A 15,697-nucleotide genomic window follows, 5' to 3' on the forward strand; every position below is an offset into this window, starting at 1 on the left:
CGTGTGAGAATCGAAAACTATTTCCTGTATATCTTTTTATTGCTGTTCAATATGCCCGCCTGGGCTAATTGCAGCGTTGTTACCGCCACATCCTCGTTGTCTCAAAGCGCGATTGCAGCAGGCTATACCGCCGCCTACTGGACCGGCGCCTGCGACACCTGCTCAGGGAATGTGGGCCTGCCATCTGTAATCAGCATCAATAGCGGAAAGACCTTCCAGCCCTCCGGCACACTGCTGGCCAGCTCGGTAGGCAGCTTTCTGTCTTCGGCCAGCAATGTTCCCTACTCAGCTAACCAGATTCTTTACCGCTGCGCCGTGGCAGATGCAGACAGTTTGTATGAGATGTATGCCACCAATGGCGACAGCCCCTATGCCGGTCAATATATTACTTCTGAAGTGGACGGTGCCTATTATGATGTCGCTGCAAATGTTGCCGTCAGGCTAACTAACCTGACAACCGGCGAATATTACAGTCGCTACTGGAAAGCCCGACAGCTGACGGCCAGTGACTGGTATTCTGATGGCACCTATATTTATATTCCGGCCAGTGCTTTCAGTAATGTGCTGTATGAAATGTTTAAAATAGACTCTACGCGCTATTACGCCAGCAACAGCAATCGCTATGTGGACAACTGGACACAACCTCGCGGATATATTGCTTTTAAAGGACCCGGGCTGGATACCAATAATCTGAAAGTGGGCCAGGATAGTCTCTCTTACTGGTATGGTTTTTATCGTAACTGGCCCGCCGCCTGGAGCACCTTCTCAAATGTCACCTATGTGCGTGGCGCGCTATGCGAAGTCCAGGATTATCCTTCGGTGGTGCTGCTGCCTACCGTAAGCGTGAATACCCTTGCCGCGGGCGGGAAAAGTCAGGCTCCTTTTACTATCACTATCCAGTGCGAGTCCGGTGCCATCTCCGGCACCACTACATCGACGATCACGTCAGCAAATGTCGCTATGGGCTTTCTCGTTAACCAGTCAAATGCGGTGACGCAGGCAAGAAATCTGGGGCTGACTACAGCTGGCGGCGGGTTAACCTGGCTGCTGGATACCCACTATGGTAGCAGCGCTGCCGCCTCCGGTGTCGGTATAAAAATTTATGACAGTCATAATATGGCGCTCAATTTACTGCCTGACAGAACGGTGACGGGCGCGGGCAACAGCCGTGGCTGGTATGCCTATAAAGATTTAACGTCGCAAATCTCCTCAGGAGGCGCTGATATTTACAGTGGTGATTTCACCGCCTCTCTTGAAGCGCTCAGCGGGCAAACTATTACAGCAGGAACAGTCAATGCGCAGTTACAGGTTGTGGTCAGTTTTCAGTAACGTCGTCGTGCTATCTGGCTTCCTGCTCTCATTCAGCGTCTGGGCGGTGGTCAACGTGGATAAAACCCGGATCGTTTTCAATCAATCGGATCTGAGCCAGTCTGTTAACGTCGTCAACAGCGGCGAAAACGAAACGTATTTGCAAATCTGGACGGATGACGGTGACCTGACTCTCTCACCCGATGCCAGCATCACACCCGTCATAGTCATACCGCCGGTGGTAAAAATGTATCCGGAAGAAATGCGATCGTTGCGTCTGTTACTTACTTCACGTCAGGGGCTGCCCGCGGACAAAGAGAGCCTCTACTGGTTAAATATTTATCAGATCCCTGCGCTGAAAAAAGAGCTTAACGCGGCTGAACGTAAAGTGGTGTTACCGCTACGAATCCGGCTAAAAATCTTTATCCGGCCTGAGGGACTAAACGCCCCGCTGACCACCGATCCGGAAAAGCTCCGTTTCGCGGTAAAGGGAAATAAAATCGCCATAACGAATCCTACTCCCTGGTTCATGAGCTTGAATGTCTATTCTGAAGGTCAGCAATCAATAAAAAATCTCACTCTTGCCCCACAATCTGATGCTTATATTGACAGTCACACTCCGCCGAAACCCGGTGAGTCAGTGAGTTATGCGGTGATCAATGACCAGGGGATTCCGGTTAATTACACGACAATCTTGAAGTAACCGGACGGGAGTGCCATCTGCCAACAGGCAGAGTGCACATAAAACCGACCTTTTGCGGCAGTCCTGGGCGTCGCTACATGAATTCTGCGCATCTGATGGGGCTGGCAGTAGGCAGAATTTACCTGTGCATGGCGTTTTGAGAGGCTCATGAGGCGGTTCCGCAAGACAATCCATTTTAGCCGCGCTAGAGTTGCTGGCTTCCACTGTTTCAACAACGAGAAAAAATGAAACGCTTATTTGTCTATGGCACTCTCTGTCCGGGCCGCGAGAATGCCCATATCCTGGAAAATATTGGCGGAGAATGGCTGGCCGGTTCGGTTAACGGTACCTTCTATCAGCACGGCTGGGGCGCAGCGGCTGATTTTCCGGGCATCGTTCTGGATGAGCATGGCCCCGACGTGCCGGGTTATCTGTTTCTCTCCGACCAGCTGGATGCCCACTGGCCGATGCTGGATGCGTTTGAAGATGGTTACGATCGCGTCGAGGTTTGCGTTTCTGCCGAGGATAATCGGCAATACAGTGCGTGGATTTATCAACTCCAGCCGCAGGAAAGCCGCTGAACTTTTCCTGCATCAACCCTGCTTTCCTGCAGTGAGATGCACGCGCCCTGCTCTTATTGCAGGCTTCTGGCGCAGCAGGACGCGTTTATGACTGGTTTCAACCAGGCGTGTCTGGCCAGAGAATCGAATGCAACAGACTGAATTAAAAGCGGTATAATGCCTGCGCTTCACGCTCAGGCCATTGCTGGCCATTTATACCAGCCAACCTTTCCACTTTGCTGACCTTATTTTCCTGCCAGACAATTTATACGAGCACGTTGCCTGATTCTTAATTTGAATAAGAGCTAATGTATGATGTAACTAAAATCAGATCATCCGCTCTGGTCCTGGCAAGCACTCTCTTAGCCCCACCAGCCAGCCCTGTTACACCGGGTTAATCTGGCCAGCGCTGATGTGGAAATAGTGATACCCGAATATTAAACAGATGGATTAGCGGTGCAACTGCACCACTCTCCTGTCGGGCAATCGGCTCTAGCCGCAGCAGTAACAGGTCCAGCTCATCCAGCAGATCCTGATGCGGCGCAAGCTGTAGCCTCTTCATCTTGCGCTTCAGATAGAGCGCCAGTTCGTGAAACATCTGTCCGCTATCAATCCGATGGCTTTCAAGCACCTCACGATAGCGCGCATAATAATCATAGCAGTTAGCACCCAGCCAGGTTTCGGTAATCAGATACCCCCCCACCACGATATCCGGTACCGGATCGAGCCGTTTGCGCGGCAGAATCACGTTCACCCTGTCGAGCATCCGCGCAATAAATTGCTGGCGAGACAGCAGCGTGGCCGAATTGCGCTCCACCATTTTGATAAACCCTAACAGATCGCGAAGTCCGCGCTGCACCGCTCTTCTGGCAATCCATGACGGTCGTTTGTTACGGATCAGCGCCGTCAGCACCACCGCAAACATAATCCCCACCATTGATGAGATGGCCGCATTAAGCGTGACGATCAGGTTCGGGACATAGTGATGGCTCAGGCCGATAAAGCCAGGGATCTGAATGGCAACACTCAGCCCCACCATATTGGTCGCCGGGTTAGCAATGACCAGACTCAGCAGCATCAGACCCGGCAGCAGACAGATCATCAGCGCCTGCAACGTGTTAGCCTGCGGGATCAGAAAGGCGATATAGAACAGACTGACCACCAGGGCAATCATTACCCCTTTCACGAACAGTTTCATAGGCGTTACCGGGGAATCAACGCCGGCAAAAAATGAGCTGATGATGGCCGCCATTAAAGGTGCATTCGCGCCATCGGCCCAGCCGCTGCCAATCCAGAACAGGCTGGAGAGAAAGGTTGCCAGAAAAGCGGTCAGCGCAGAGAGTCTCAGCAGCCCCTTGTCGATATGACGGTGTTCGCGGATATTGCGGATCGCCGCCCCATCTCCATGGCTATAGAGATCCCCGGCGCGCGCACTGACGTTCTCAAAGGCATCGGCAATACGGACAAAGTTAGCCATCCGCTCCAGCAGGCCGATCAGCAGCAGACTCTCTTCGGTGGCAAGCTGCCCTGCCCGCCATTGATTTTCCAGGGTGGCCTGACTGGCAGCAATCGCCTCACGCAGTCCGGCGATATCATTAATGCGGTCATGATGCAGCCACAGCAGAAACGCCTGAAATACATCGGTAACGCACTGCGGAAAACGGATATTCAGTTCGGCCAGCACGCCCAGCCGTGCCTCAATCGCGGTCAGGGTTGGCAGCAGATAGGTCAGATGCTGATACTGCACGCTGACCAGACGAATGACATTACGCGCCGCTTCGCCCTCATAAACACAGTGGGTCAGCAGCGTTTCAACACTCAGTGGATAACCCGCCATCTGGATCAGGATATCTTCCCGCTCCAGCGATTTGTTCTTTGCCATCCCGCTAATCAGTTCATCGCATAATTTGCGCGCGTTCTGAAACCAGAGATTGACGCTCTGCCCCAGCAGATGGTGCATCGACACCGGGAACACCAGCCGGTGAACCAGCGTGCTGCAGAGGATCCCCAGCGTGATCTCCTCAATACGTGAAATCACGGTACTGATAATCGCAGATGGCGTATCCACATCGGGAAAGCCCATAATCGCCGCGCTGTAACCCGCCAGCATAAAGATATAGCTCTTCGGCGTGCGGTCATGCAGAGAAAGATACAGGCAGACCGTCACCCATAGCGACACACAGAGGCTGAACAGCACCGGCGACTGCACGGTTTCGGGATAGATTAGCAGAATAAAGATGCCGCCGAGCAGCGTGCCCATCAGACGAAACAGCGATTTCGAGACGGTCGAGGCGGCATAGAGTTGTGAGGTGACAAACACGGTGGTTAGTGCCCAGGCCGGTTTTTCAAAGTTGAGTAACAGCGCCACAGAGAGTGCGATAAACGCGGCAAGGGAGGTTTTGCAGGCAAACAAAACCGCGTTTTTGGTAAACCATTTCATCGAATGAGAGCAACCAGGAACTTTCTGAGGCGCGTATCCTGACAGATGCGTTTGGGTTTTACTCTCAGTTAAATTTTACAAATTATTACCGGCCTGAGGCGGCCGGTGCATTCTCTACCGGCGCACCAGCGCACGATGCTTATCCAGTAAGAAAGGGCGCAGATAGCCTACCGTGTTCGAGAGTAAAATCACCTCCCCGGACAACCGGATTTTCAGTACCTCGGTCAGGTAGGCTCTGCGCCGGGTCATACGCTGCCACACCGCCGGAAAACGGCTCGCCAGCTCATCACGCAATGCGGCGTCTGCCAGTCCGACCGTATCTTCAATACTGCAGCCGCCATACCCCGGCACCGATGGGATAATATCAATCTGCAACAGCATACCGCTCTTCAGGGTCACTGCTGAATCGGGATAGATGGGCGAGCTTAACCACTCTTCGTCAGCCACCAGATGTCCTGGATTGAGATGCCAGCCATATTGCGCTTTGGGCAGTACCGTTTCGATATGCGTATAGAGTTCGCCGCCGGTAATTCCGATTCGCAACTGCTCCAGCCAGCTGACCACAGCATGATAATAGGGGATCGCCAGCCGGTCTAACCAGTCAGAAACGTGACACTGTAACTCAGAAGCCTCACTGACGACATACGCAGAGCGGCTGGTCAGGCCGCCTTTATAGCCGACCGTCAGTGAGAGTTTGTCGCCAGTTGAAATCTGTTTGTCTGACGGATAGAGCCGGGCCTGGGCGAAACGATCGCCGGTCGCGGCAATCGTGACGACACTGTTTGGCTGCCCTTCTGCATTCAGCCGTGCGCCTGACGCCTTCTCTGTCACACCCGGCGCTACGCTATCCAGCGCAGCCAGCATCGCGGTTGACGCAAGATTGGCGCCAGCCTCATAAAAGGCGACTTCATCGGCGCAGTTAACGCAACGCGCACCGAGGTCTGGCGAGATAAACAATCCGGTGGCGTTAACCAGATGCACATCGCCACCCGCCGCCTGAGCCGCTGCAGCGTAGACGAACTGCGGCAGATCAAAAAGCGCCTGCTGCCTGCCGGTAAACAGCTTCCAGCCCACCAGCCCGGTGCGTTCATCCGCCTTAATGCCTGCCTCTGTTAACAGCTGATCCAATGGCTGCTCCCCATGCATCGGCTGATTGGGCAACGAAAAGATCGGCGCATGCAGACAGCGTCCCGGATTGCGGGCAAAAGGCACCAGCTTGAGGTTCTCATTACCCATGATATAGGTAAGCTCGCCCTGCTGATTCACCACCAGCAGCGCCTCCTCAAAACGCGGAATGAATCCCGCCAGATATTCAAAATTGCTGCCGTGCTCTTTGTCGGCATAGATAATCAGTTGCGCAATCTGCTGCTGCTGCATCCGCTCAATAATGGCGGCCAGACGGCGATGCAGTGTTTCATCAGATATCACAGGGCTGGCAGCACCGGGAAAGACCGGCGGTGACGGGATTGTTTTCAGGGCATAGCGATTGGCATCCATAACGCACTCCAGTGGCCAGATTGATGTGATTGTGATTCCCGTTTCCAGGGTAAACCTGAGGTTTCTCCTGTACGGTGCCACCATCACACAACTTACTCGTTGCGTGTTATCAAAAGAGGGACATTCCCTTGTAACGATTTTGCCTGCCTTGTGCAGGCTTTTTTTATCTTCAATTTGTGAGCATGCACGGTGTTTGATATTTAAGCATCACTTATTAGCAACCTGTTTGAAACTTTTACACTGGCCTGATGCCTGGAGTACGTTTTACAGAGATTCTTTATTATTTTGTAATTTTTTGGCCGAGATCATATTTTCTTTTTAACCGCATCAAAAAGTACAGATAACGTAACGAAAAGGTAATTTTACGCTTAACATGCGGTATAATTGTTTCAAATAATGTGAAAATTATGCCAGGAAGGTTTGTTAGCCAATGATTTACGATTGTTTCCTTTACTACGATGAAGACATGCTTCTTGAGCTTCGGCTGAATACGCTTTATGAACATGTTGATAAGTTCGTCATTGTTGAATCCCTCTATACCTTTACTGGCAAGCGTCGAGAAAAACTCAGTTTTAATATCGAAAAGTTTGCGGCATTTCGCGAGAAAATTATTTACGTCGTTAATGACTCAGTACCGACGATCCATCAGCATGATTTCGTGTCTGGCAGCTCAATGGTGAAAGCCGGTGAATCCGACCCGTGGGAAAATGAGACGATAGCGCGCAACGCCATTATGCGCGGTCTGGACTTCGCTGAGGACGACGATATCATCATCGTATCAGATGTAGATGAAATCCCCCGTCCTGAAGCCCTGAAGCAGTTCAGCCCGCGCCACCTCTGCACGACGCTGTACCATAACTTCTATAATTATAAATTTAACGTTCAGGTTTTTAATGACGATGGCTCTGCCCGTCTCTGCCGCCTGCCAAAGATGACCACTATGAAGAATCTGAAGCATTTTTTCAGAGGCCAGCCAGAGCTGTTACGCAACGTTAAACGCAAGGGTACGCCAATCAGGGACAGCTGGTGGCGCTGGAAGCTACTGAAGATGCGTACCAGAACAATTGAAGACGCTGGCTGGCACTTCTCATGGGTAATGACCGACGCGCGTATAAGCGAGAAAATGGAGACGATTTCTCACACAGAAAATAATCTCCCTGAGTTCAACAATCCCGATCATATTCGGCGCTGCGTTGAGCAGAATATTGATATCTGGAACCGCCCCCGCAAAATGGTAATCCGGCCAGTAACGCAGGAGTATTTGCCTGCATGGTTGGTGGATAACCAGGCCCGTTTTGAAGAGTTTCTCAAGCGGTGAATGAATAAAACGAAAGCCCGCACTAAGCGGGCTCTTTGTCTCATTTAACAGGCACGCCGGCATTCTCCAGCGCTTCAGCCTTTTCGGGATATAACTCCGACGTTCCGGCATTCATAATCACCGCGCCACAGCGGATGCAGTGATCGCCCTTTACATCCGGCACAACGTCCTCGGGATTACCCGTATTAAGACTGACGTCGCGCGTGGCGTACACAAACGCCTCTCCTTCACATCCCGGACACTTCATACCATGACTCTCCTGTTAAGCCTGTCAGATAAGCCTAGCCGACAGGCTTTTAGCCATACACAGGAGGCGAGGTTTTTCAGGATAGTGCCAGCTTATAGCGCCATCACTCTTTGTGCCGCAGCCGCTCCAGCATAATCAGTGAATGACTGAAAATGGCGTCGGCGATGTGCTGTGGATAATCGGCCGGTAAGGCCTCGCGCACTGAGACCACCGCTTTGGGAAACTCACGGACGAAGAAGTCGAAGATCTGCTGCAAACTGTCACGATCAAAACTGACGCTTTTTGCCGTGGCGATAAAATGGCGCGGAAAGATTTTGTCGATTTCTGTCTTCTTCCCCTTAGTGGCACGCAGCCCCATCGCAAGCTTTAGTGCACGCCTGTTCAGGCCGGTACCGCCCAGCACCGGATAAGCGGAGATCACATCATAAAAGGGTGTCAGTCGATAACTGCCGCCGCGCTCAATAAACAGCGAGAAGTTTTTTGCGTGACCATCGGTAGCACCAATCAGCCACTGAAACACCTGGAACATCATAAAGCGATAGCGATCTTCAATGGCGTTGCTCGATCCCATCAGTATCTGCATTATTTCTGCAATGCCCGGCCCGCCGTCCGACGCATATTTGGTCGAGGATGGCAGCCCCAGCGCCTGACAGAAATCCTCCTGTGGCAGACGAATCAGCCGGGTTCGGTCGCGCGACCAGCGGCGATCAAAGCGCTCAACGGCCAGGGCGCGCATCTTACCGGCCCGGATAATCGTCGCCTGCGGCACATCAATACCCAGTGCGCGGGCCAGCGCCAGACAGAGATACTCATTCTCTACGCTTTCACGCATATCCAGCGTCGCGGCTGGCTGTTTAATCTCACCGATCGGCAGCTTAATGATGTGCGAGGTGGGCGTGGCACCGGCAGGAATGCTCCAGCCCTCTTCGGTCAGCAGCAGCGCCGTTTTCTCCTGTGCGCCCGCCACCGAAATGCGGAAGTCAGTCTCTTCACGCAACATCCCCAGCGGGATATCTGACTGATAGGCTGACAGCACACTCTCAAGCCGGGCTTCATCCAGCACCTCATAGCGAGCCTGCAGCGCGGGCAGCGGCATATCGGGCGGCAACAGCATAGTCGCCCCGACGCTGTCACGTCCCACTTCCTGCAACAGGTCAAACGGCTGACGGGATTTAATCTGGTAACGCGCCACGATTCTGTCACGAATCAGCGGGCTATCTGGCAGCAGGTTATCGAAGAAGTTAATCACGGCGTGTGAGGTGATTGCCTTAACCTGCAGCGGCAGAGAAAGTGACAGTGGCCTGGATAGCGGGTTACTCAGCCAGCCGGTGTCATACTGAAACTCATGAGCGCCATTCCGCTGCCGGGTGAGCACGCCTACCCGCTCGCCGTTCATCCACGCAATCAGCCTTTGCATTACCACGCATCCTCATCATGCAATTGAGGCGCACTGGCCTCCTCTTTTTCCACTACGTCCAGACTCACTTCCAGCGCCTGTAAAAGCTTAAACAGCGTGGCCAGCGAGGTAGTGTCAGGCGCATTTTCAAAGTGAGAGATGGTAGCCTGTTTCAGGCCAACCTTTTTCGCCAGTTCACTCTGGGTCCAGCCGTTGCGCTGGCGGATAAGCTTTAGCCGGTTTGCCAGCTGTAGCGGGCTGTATATCATGGGGTAACTCCTAAAGAATCACAGGCTGTAAGCATAGCGCAGAGGGTTTATCCCCGATAGGGTATAAAGCGCACTTTATACCCTTAAGAGGATAATATACAGATTATACCTTTTAGAGGATAAAATTGAATTTATCCTTTTTGAGGGATAAAGACAACGCATGGATAAGAGAGGAACAGGATGAGCACATTTATCCTTACCCATCAGCAAAACGACGACGATCGGGAAGCGCTACTGGCAGGATTAGGGGCTTACAACCGGCAATTTATCAGTCGGGAGAACTGGGGGCCGCTGTCGGTTTCTCACAAAGATGCAGAAGGTGTGTTACGCGGCGGATTGATCGCCTCGCGCAAAGGAAACTGGCTCTGTATTGATTATCTCTGGGTGGACGAAACGCTGCGTGACAGTGGTCTGGGGCGTGCGCTGATGGAAGCGGCAGAGCAGGAAGCGGTTAAACTGGGCTGTCTCTTTGCGCTGGTGGATACATTTAGTTTTCAGGCGCTGCCGTTTTATCAGAAACAGGGTTATCAGCAGCAGATGTCCCTGCCCGATTTTCCGCAGGACGGCATGCAGCGCCACTATCTGACGAAAACGCTAAGCCCTGCGGCATCACGCTGACCTGAGTACAGTCAGCGTGACAGGGTCACTGACCTACAAATCAGCAATGCGGCGGAGGTCCGCTTCGGCGCCGGGTGCCACAGCAAGCACCTGGGCCCCTTTAGTGATGCGGTCGCCTTCGGTATTGAACGGGTGGCACCAGCCGCCCGCCTCTTTCACCAGGCAGTAACCCGCCAGGCAATCCCAGGCGTGCATATAAGGTTCGTAGTAACCCACGACCCGACCAGCCGCGACCCAGGCCAGCATCAGCGCGCCGGAGCCGATGCGGATAAAGTTACCGCCCGCCGACAACAGCGCCGCCACAATCTCGCCCACCTGTTGCGGACTGACATAGCTGTTAGCACCAAAGCCGGTAACGTGGTTTTGCAGCGTGCGTGTGGCATCGACCTGCAGACGACGCCCGTTAAGCGTCGCGCCCTGCCCCAGTGCCGCTACGTAGCACTCCTCATAGGTGGGTGCGAAAATCACCCCGATGACCGGTACATCGCCACGCAGCACCGCCACGGAAACACACCAGCTCGGCATCCCATTGAGAAACGGGCTGGTGCCATCGATCGGATCCACCACCCAGGTATAGTGAGAGGTTCCCGCCTGCAGACCCGTCTCCTCGCCCAGGAAGCCATCATCGGGAAACGCATCCCGTATATGGCTGGCGATCAGCTGCTCCACTTCCCGGTCGGCAATCGACACCACATCCTGCAAATCGTACTTCGTCTCCACTACCAGCGTCTCGCGGCGGTTAAACCAGGATAACGCGGTAGCGCCCCCTTCGCGGGCAACGGCTTCCGCTAACGCCAGTCGCGCCATTATTTCCTGCGATTCCATGCGAACTCCTCGGGTTAATCAGATTAACGGGCTATCAGGGCTAAACCCTGCGGCTTAAAGTTGACGCCAACCGTGGCGGCGAGCGGCAGACGCTGTTCCATCTGCGGGTCGATAATGAACAGCGCGCCAAGCTCGGTAGCGACTTCATATTCGATATGATCGCCCAGCCAGGTGCTGTGGATCACTTCACCCTGCAACGCACCCTGACCGTCGCCGGACAGCGTAATAAACTGTGGCCGCACCGCCAGCTGAGCAGTGCCGGGTTTAGCGCCGGCACCCCGCACCCGGAAGCGCTGATTACCCAGCCGCACCAGCGCGTCATCTGCATCCGCCTGTTCTACTTCACAGGGCAGAATATTGGCTTCACCCATAAAATCAGCGATAAAGACTGAATTGGGCGAATGGTAAAGCGTCTCCGGCGCGCCCTGCTGAGCAATATCTCCCTCTTTCATGACAATAATCTTATCGGAGACCGCCAGCGCCTCCTCCTGGTCATGGGTCACGTAGACGGCGGTAAACCCGAGCCGCTGCTGCAGATCGCGGATATCGGTGCGCACCCGACGGCGCAGACGCTCATCGAGGTTCGACAGCGGCTCATCAAGCAGCAGCACCTGCGGTTCCAGCACCAGCGCACGGGCCACCGCAATACGCTGCTGCTGTCCGCCGGACAGTTCGGATGGCAGCCGCTGTCCCTGACTCTCCAGCCCCACCAGCTTCAGCCCCTCGCGCGCCCTGTCTTGCGCCTCGCGTTTGTTCATGCCAGAAGAGAGCAGACCGTAAAGAATGTTGTCGATAGCGTTCATATGCGGAAACAGCGCGTAGGACTGAAACACCATCGCCACGTCGCGCTCATTAGCGGGCAGATGGGTCACCTCTTTGCCGCCAATCAGAATCCGCCCCGAGGTAGGATGCTCCAGCCCGGCCAGCAGCCGCAGCGTGGTCGTTTTACCGCAGCCGGATGGCCCGAGCAGCGTTACCAGCGTGCCCGGCTCTACGGTAAGCGACAGATCCGGCACTGCAGTAAAACCAGCAAATCGCTTCGCGACATGTTCAAACACCACCGATCCGGCGTTAATGGTCGTCATACGGCTCTCTCCTGAGTCAGAGTAGATGCAGAGGGTGCGGCAACAATTACCGCCGGTTGGGTTGCACGGCGCAGGCGACGATCGCCCACCAGCAGCTGGAAAAGACCAATGATCAGCAGCATCACCACAATCAGTACCGAGGAGTAGGCAATCGCGACGCCATACTCGCCATTCTCCACCAGCCCGACAATATAAGAGGTCGCCATGTTGTACTGGGCGCTGACCAGAAAAATCACCGCACTGATCGAGGTAATGGCCCGCACAAAGGCGTAGACGAGCGCGGCGCTGATCGCAGGTTTGAGCAGCGGCAGTACCACTTTGCGCAGCGTGCGGAAACTGTTGGCGCCCAGCGTCAGTGAGGCTTCATCCAGACTCTTATCCAGCTGGCTCATCGCCGCCATCCCGCCCCGCACGCCGACCGGCATATTACGGAAGACAAAGCAGGCGATCAGGATCATCGCGGTGCCGGTGATCTCCAGCGGCGGCAGGTTATAGGCCATCACATAGCTCACACCTATCACCGTGCCGGGAATGGCAAAACTCAGCATCAGCATGAATTCAAAGGTCTGACGGCCGGCAAACTTCTGTCGCACGATCAGCCAGGCAGTCAGCAGCCCCACAATGGCGGTGAGCGGTGCGGCAATCAGGGCGATTTCCAGCGTGGTCCAGAAGGAATTCCAGGCGACGCCGCTCCAGACCAGCTGCCCCTGATTCACGCTGACACTGAAGGCGCGGATATAGTGATCCAGCGTCAGGTTATTATTCAGCCCCCAGGACTGCACAAAGCCGCCAATCATGATCATGCCGTAGATCACCAGGGTGAAGAGTCCCCACGGGATCACCATGCCATAGACGCTGTAGCGCACCGGACGCGGCAGCATCACATGACGGCCGCCGTCGCCTTTGCCGGTTACGGTGGCGAAGCTTTTGCCTGAGAGCCAGACGCGCTGCACCAGAAAAGCGGCAAGGGTAAAACCCAGCAGGATCATCGCCAGCACCGCCGCGCGGCTTGGGTCGTTCTGAGCGCCGACCACGGAGAAGAAGATCTCTGTCGAGAGCACGCCGTGACTGCCGCCCAGCACCATCGGGTTGCCGAAATCGGCCATGCTTTCGATAAAGCTGATTAAGAACGCGTTGGCCAGACCTGGCGCCATCAGCGGCAACGAGATGCGGGAGAACGTGCGCCAGCGGCTGGCGCGCAGGGTCTGCGACGCCTCTTCCAGTGACGGACTGACCCCCTCAACTACGCCAATCAGCACCAGGAACGCAATGGGAGTAAACGACAGCACCTGGGCAATCCAGATGCCGGTCAGCCCATAGAGCCAGCGGCCCGGCTCGATACCGAACAGCGTCGCCAGCGATGCTGTCACCACGCCGGAGCGGCCAAACAGCAGGATCAGTGCCAGACCGATAACAAATGGCGGCGTGATAATGGGCAATATGGTCAGCATCCGCAGCGCTTTTTTATAGGGCAGCCCCGTACGCGTGGCCGCCAGCGCAAACGCCAGGCCCAGCAGCGTAGAACCACTGGCGGTCATCAGCGCCAGTCCCAGCGTGCGCCAGGCCGTGCCGCAGGAGCCGCCGGTGAAACAGCCGAGGCTCCAGATGGCGGGATCCTGCACATTGGCAATCAGCCCGTCCGGTTTAAAGCTGCCGTCACTATCCTGCACCGAGGCAACAAACAGGCTCAGCACCGGATAGAGCACAAAGGTCGTAACCAGCGCCACCAGCAGCACAATTGACGCCACCACAAAGGCATCGCCTTTCAGCACGCCGCGCTCCGCCAGGGCAAAGGCGAAGATGAGCAGAAAGACGGTCAGCAGCAGCAGTGCGCCCGCACCCATTGCCGGTTGCCCCTGCGCCAGCGGCCCGAAGAGGTTCTCCAGCCACAGCCAGTTCCAGCCACTAAACCCAATGGCATGCCCTTCCAGCACCAGAAACAGAATGCCCGCCACGCTGAACAGCAGCAGCAGCGTGCTGCGGAAGCGGCCTGGCGGCAGAAAGACGCTGGCCGCAGAGAGCAGCCATAGCGCGACGGCGATCCCCAGCCAGCTGCGTAACGCGAGCTGCCCCAGCGCCGGTGTGTTGTTCTCATCGGCCCACAGGCTAGACAGCCAGTCTCCCGTAAAAAAGCCCTGCTCCAGGCTATACCAGGGCAGCAGCGTCAGCGCGATGGCCCCCGCCAGAAGCGTGCCGGTTAAGCGACGATTGTGCGCATTCATAAATCACCTCCATCAGGAAGCGGACATCAGGCTTACGCCACCGCGGTCTGGCACAGACCCGGCTCAGCAGGCCGGGCGCACACCACCGTTATTGCGCGCTGGCACCAATCTCTTTATCCCAGCGACCCAGCAACGCCTTGCGTTTTGCCGAGTCACCATAGGTTTTGAAGTCATAATCGATCAGTTTGATATTCTCGAAGCGCGGCGCGTATTGAGAGATCTCCGCCTTGCGGTTAGAAGGCAACTGGAACGACTTCGCCTCTTTCATGTGCGACTGAGCCTCCGCGCTGAGCGCCCAGTCGTACCAGCTTTTAGCATTAGCCAGATTGCGCGCGCCTTTAATGATCGACATTGAACCAATTTCATAGCCGGTGCCTTCGCAGGGCGCGACGGGCTTAATCGGGAAGCCATCCACCTCCATCGCCACGGCATCATGCATAAAAACAATGCCGACGGTGGTTTCACCGCGCGCGGCGGCCTTAACCGGTGCAGAGCCGGACTTAGTGTACTGAGAGATGTTGGCATTGAGCTTCTTCAGGTAGTCAAAGGCCTTGTCTTCACCCATGATCTGCACCAGCGTCGACAGAGTGTTATAGGCCGTGCCGGAGGAGTTAGGATTGGCGATCTGAATTTCCCCTTTAAAGCCAGGGTCGAGTAAATCCGCCCAGCAGGCCGGGACCTTCAGCTTTTTCACCGCCAGCAGTTTCGTGTTGTAGCCCCAGCCCAGCGCACCGGCATAGACGCCCACGGTGCGATACCCGGAGATCTCCGCGACTTTCTGTGACCACGGCTGCTGCTCATCGAGCAGAGGAGATTTGTAGGCCTGGGTTAAGCCCTCTTCGGCGGCCTGCATATGCGGGTCACCGGTGCCCGCCCACCAGATATCGGTACGGGGATTGCGCGCTTCACTGCGGATACGGGCATAAGCTTCACCGGCAGAGAGCCGCACCATGCTGAGTTTGATGTCGGGATGACTCTGGCTGAACAGCGTGGTCATCTGTTCACACACCACCACATCTGCAGAGCAGATCATATTAAGGCCCGCCGCCGAGGCAGCAAACGGCACCAGAGGGCAGATGATGACAACAGCGAGCAGAGAGGGATAACGCATGGTGTTCTCCTGGGGCTGGATGACGCATGTGCGCCAGCTTTTGCACATGTGTGCAAAGATGTAAGCAAAGTAGTACGGCGACCCGGCGACCCTGTCAATTGAGTTGTTATGCAATTGTC

14 protein-coding genes are annotated in these 15,697 nt (G+C 55.1%); 5 read left to right on the top strand and 9 right to left on the bottom strand.

The window, feature by feature from the left end:
• Positions 1–51 precede the first annotated feature (51 nt).
• The 3 genes from stbD to N1689_RS05535 all read left to right on the top strand — a co-directional run bounded on the left by stbD (position 52) and on the right by N1689_RS05535 (position 2,571).
• Positions 52–1,329: a fimbrial usher protein StbD gene (stbD, locus tag N1689_RS05525; protein ID WP_260058452.1), complete on the top strand. Its 1,278-nt coding sequence runs from the start codon at positions 52–54 to the stop codon at positions 1,327–1,329.
• A complete protein-coding gene (locus N1689_RS05530) occupies positions 1,295–2,011 on the top strand; it encodes a fimbrial assembly chaperone (RefSeq protein ID WP_161734764.1) in 717 nt (238 codons plus the stop codon). The genes stbD and N1689_RS05530 overlap by 35 nt, the downstream gene beginning before the upstream one ends.
• Positions 2,012–2,235: 224 nt before the next feature.
• Complete coding sequence (locus N1689_RS05535; protein ID WP_253421917.1) at positions 2,236–2,571, top strand: gamma-glutamylcyclotransferase; 336 nt, start codon at positions 2,236–2,238, stop codon at positions 2,569–2,571.
• Between the two features lie 373 nt (positions 2,572–2,944).
• Here N1689_RS05535 and N1689_RS05540 read toward each other — a convergent pair whose 3' ends face one another.
• A complete protein-coding gene (locus tag N1689_RS05540) occupies positions 2,945–4,990 on the bottom strand; it encodes an FUSC family protein (RefSeq protein ID WP_161734770.1) in 2,046 nt (681 codons plus the stop codon).
• A gap of 114 nt (positions 4,991–5,104) precedes the next feature.
• Positions 5,105–6,487, bottom strand: coding sequence for a Xaa-Pro peptidase family protein (locus N1689_RS05545; protein WP_260058204.1), 1,383 nt, complete (start codon positions 6,485–6,487; stop codon positions 5,105–5,107).
• Positions 6,488–6,917: 430 nt separating this feature from the next.
• Between N1689_RS05545 and N1689_RS05550 the strand changes: the two genes are divergently transcribed.
• Positions 6,918–7,805 carry a benzoate transporter gene (locus N1689_RS05550; RefSeq protein WP_161734776.1) on the top strand — a complete coding sequence of 296 codons (888 nt, stop codon included), beginning with the start codon at positions 6,918–6,920 and terminating at the stop codon, positions 7,803–7,805.
• Between the two features lie 40 nt (positions 7,806–7,845).
• On the opposite strand, the gene N1689_RS05555 is transcribed toward N1689_RS05550, so the two are convergent.
• The 3 genes from N1689_RS05555 to hipB all read right to left on the bottom strand — a co-directional run bounded on the left by N1689_RS05555 (position 7,846) and on the right by hipB (position 9,717).
• Positions 7,846–8,052 (bottom strand): type II toxin-antitoxin system MqsA family antitoxin, encoded by a 207-nt coding sequence (locus N1689_RS05555; protein WP_099257387.1) that lies wholly within the window; start codon positions 8,050–8,052, stop codon positions 7,846–7,848.
• A 103-nt stretch (positions 8,053–8,155) separates the two neighbouring features.
• On the bottom strand, positions 8,156–9,469 hold the full coding sequence (locus tag N1689_RS05560; protein WP_161734778.1) for a type II toxin-antitoxin system HipA family toxin: 1,314 nt from the start codon (positions 9,467–9,469) through the stop codon (positions 8,156–8,158).
• Entirely contained in the window at positions 9,469–9,717 is a 249-nt protein-coding gene (gene hipB, locus N1689_RS05565) for a type II toxin-antitoxin system antitoxin HipB (RefSeq protein WP_161734780.1), read from the bottom strand. The genes N1689_RS05560 and hipB overlap by 1 nt, the downstream gene beginning before the upstream one ends.
• 180 nt (positions 9,718–9,897) lie before the next feature.
• On the opposite strand from hipB, the gene N1689_RS05570 reads away from it, so the two are divergent.
• Entirely contained in the window at positions 9,898–10,335 is a 438-nt protein-coding gene (locus tag N1689_RS05570; RefSeq protein WP_161734783.1) for an N-acetyltransferase, read from the top strand.
• 33 nt (positions 10,336–10,368) lie between these two features.
• Here N1689_RS05570 and N1689_RS05575 read toward each other — a convergent pair whose 3' ends face one another.
• The 4 genes from N1689_RS05575 to N1689_RS05590 all read right to left on the bottom strand — a co-directional run bounded on the left by N1689_RS05575 (position 10,369) and on the right by N1689_RS05590 (position 15,578).
• Positions 10,369–11,160 carry an inositol monophosphatase family protein gene (locus N1689_RS05575; RefSeq protein ID WP_161734785.1) on the bottom strand — a complete coding sequence of 264 codons (792 nt, stop codon included), beginning with the start codon at positions 11,158–11,160 and terminating at the stop codon, positions 10,369–10,371.
• 23 nt (positions 11,161–11,183) lie between these two features.
• Positions 11,184–12,245 carry an ABC transporter ATP-binding protein gene (locus N1689_RS05580; protein WP_161734788.1) on the bottom strand — a complete coding sequence of 354 codons (1,062 nt, stop codon included), beginning with the start codon at positions 12,243–12,245 and terminating at the stop codon, positions 11,184–11,186.
• Positions 12,242–14,467: an iron ABC transporter permease gene (locus tag N1689_RS05585; protein ID WP_260058210.1), complete on the bottom strand. Its 2,226-nt coding sequence runs from the start codon at positions 14,465–14,467 to the stop codon at positions 12,242–12,244. Before N1689_RS05585 ends, N1689_RS05580 begins: the two co-directional genes overlap by 4 nt.
• An 88-nt stretch (positions 14,468–14,555) precedes the next feature.
• Entirely contained in the window at positions 14,556–15,578 is a 1,023-nt protein-coding gene (locus N1689_RS05590; protein ID WP_260058212.1) for an ABC transporter substrate-binding protein, read from the bottom strand.
• Between the last annotated feature and the right edge of the window lie 119 nt (positions 15,579–15,697).

The organism is Pantoea sp. XY16, from assembly GCF_025153065.1.
Taxonomy (GTDB): Bacteria; Pseudomonadota; Gammaproteobacteria; order Enterobacterales; family Enterobacteriaceae; genus Pantoea; species Pantoea alfalfae.

Coding starts and splice junctions, on each gene's coding strand:
- N1689_RS05585 (WP_260058210.1), bottom strand. CDS start 14,467: ATGAATGCGCACAATCGTCGCTTAACCGGCACGCTTCTGGCGGGGGCC.
- N1689_RS05550 (WP_161734776.1), top strand. CDS start 6,918: ATGATTTACGATTGTTTCCTTTACTACGATGAAGACATGCTTCTTGAG.
- N1689_RS05530 (WP_161734764.1), top strand. CDS start 1,295: ATGCGCAGTTACAGGTTGTGGTCAGTTTTCAGTAACGTCGTCGTGCTA.
- N1689_RS05545 (WP_260058204.1), bottom strand. CDS start 6,487: ATGGATGCCAATCGCTATGCCCTGAAAACAATCCCGTCACCGCCGGTC.
- stbD (WP_260058452.1), top strand. CDS start 52: ATGCCCGCCTGGGCTAATTGCAGCGTTGTTACCGCCACATCCTCGTTG.
- hipB (WP_161734780.1), bottom strand. CDS start 9,717: ATGATATACAGCCCGCTACAGCTGGCAAACCGGCTAAAGCTTATCCGC.
- N1689_RS05570 (WP_161734783.1), top strand. CDS start 9,898: ATGAGCACATTTATCCTTACCCATCAGCAAAACGACGACGATCGGGAA.
- N1689_RS05555 (WP_099257387.1), bottom strand. CDS start 8,052: ATGAAGTGTCCGGGATGTGAAGGAGAGGCGTTTGTGTACGCCACGCGC.
- N1689_RS05590 (WP_260058212.1), bottom strand. CDS start 15,578: ATGCGTTATCCCTCTCTGCTCGCTGTTGTCATCATCTGCCCTCTGGTG.
- N1689_RS05560 (WP_161734778.1), bottom strand. CDS start 9,469: ATGCAAAGGCTGATTGCGTGGATGAACGGCGAGCGGGTAGGCGTGCTC.
- N1689_RS05535 (WP_253421917.1), top strand. CDS start 2,236: ATGAAACGCTTATTTGTCTATGGCACTCTCTGTCCGGGCCGCGAGAAT.
- N1689_RS05540 (WP_161734770.1), bottom strand. CDS start 4,990: ATGAAATGGTTTACCAAAAACGCGGTTTTGTTTGCCTGCAAAACCTCC.
- N1689_RS05580 (WP_161734788.1), bottom strand. CDS start 12,245: ATGACGACCATTAACGCCGGATCGGTGGTGTTTGAACATGTCGCGAAG.
- N1689_RS05575 (WP_161734785.1), bottom strand. CDS start 11,160: ATGGAATCGCAGGAAATAATGGCGCGACTGGCGTTAGCGGAAGCCGTT.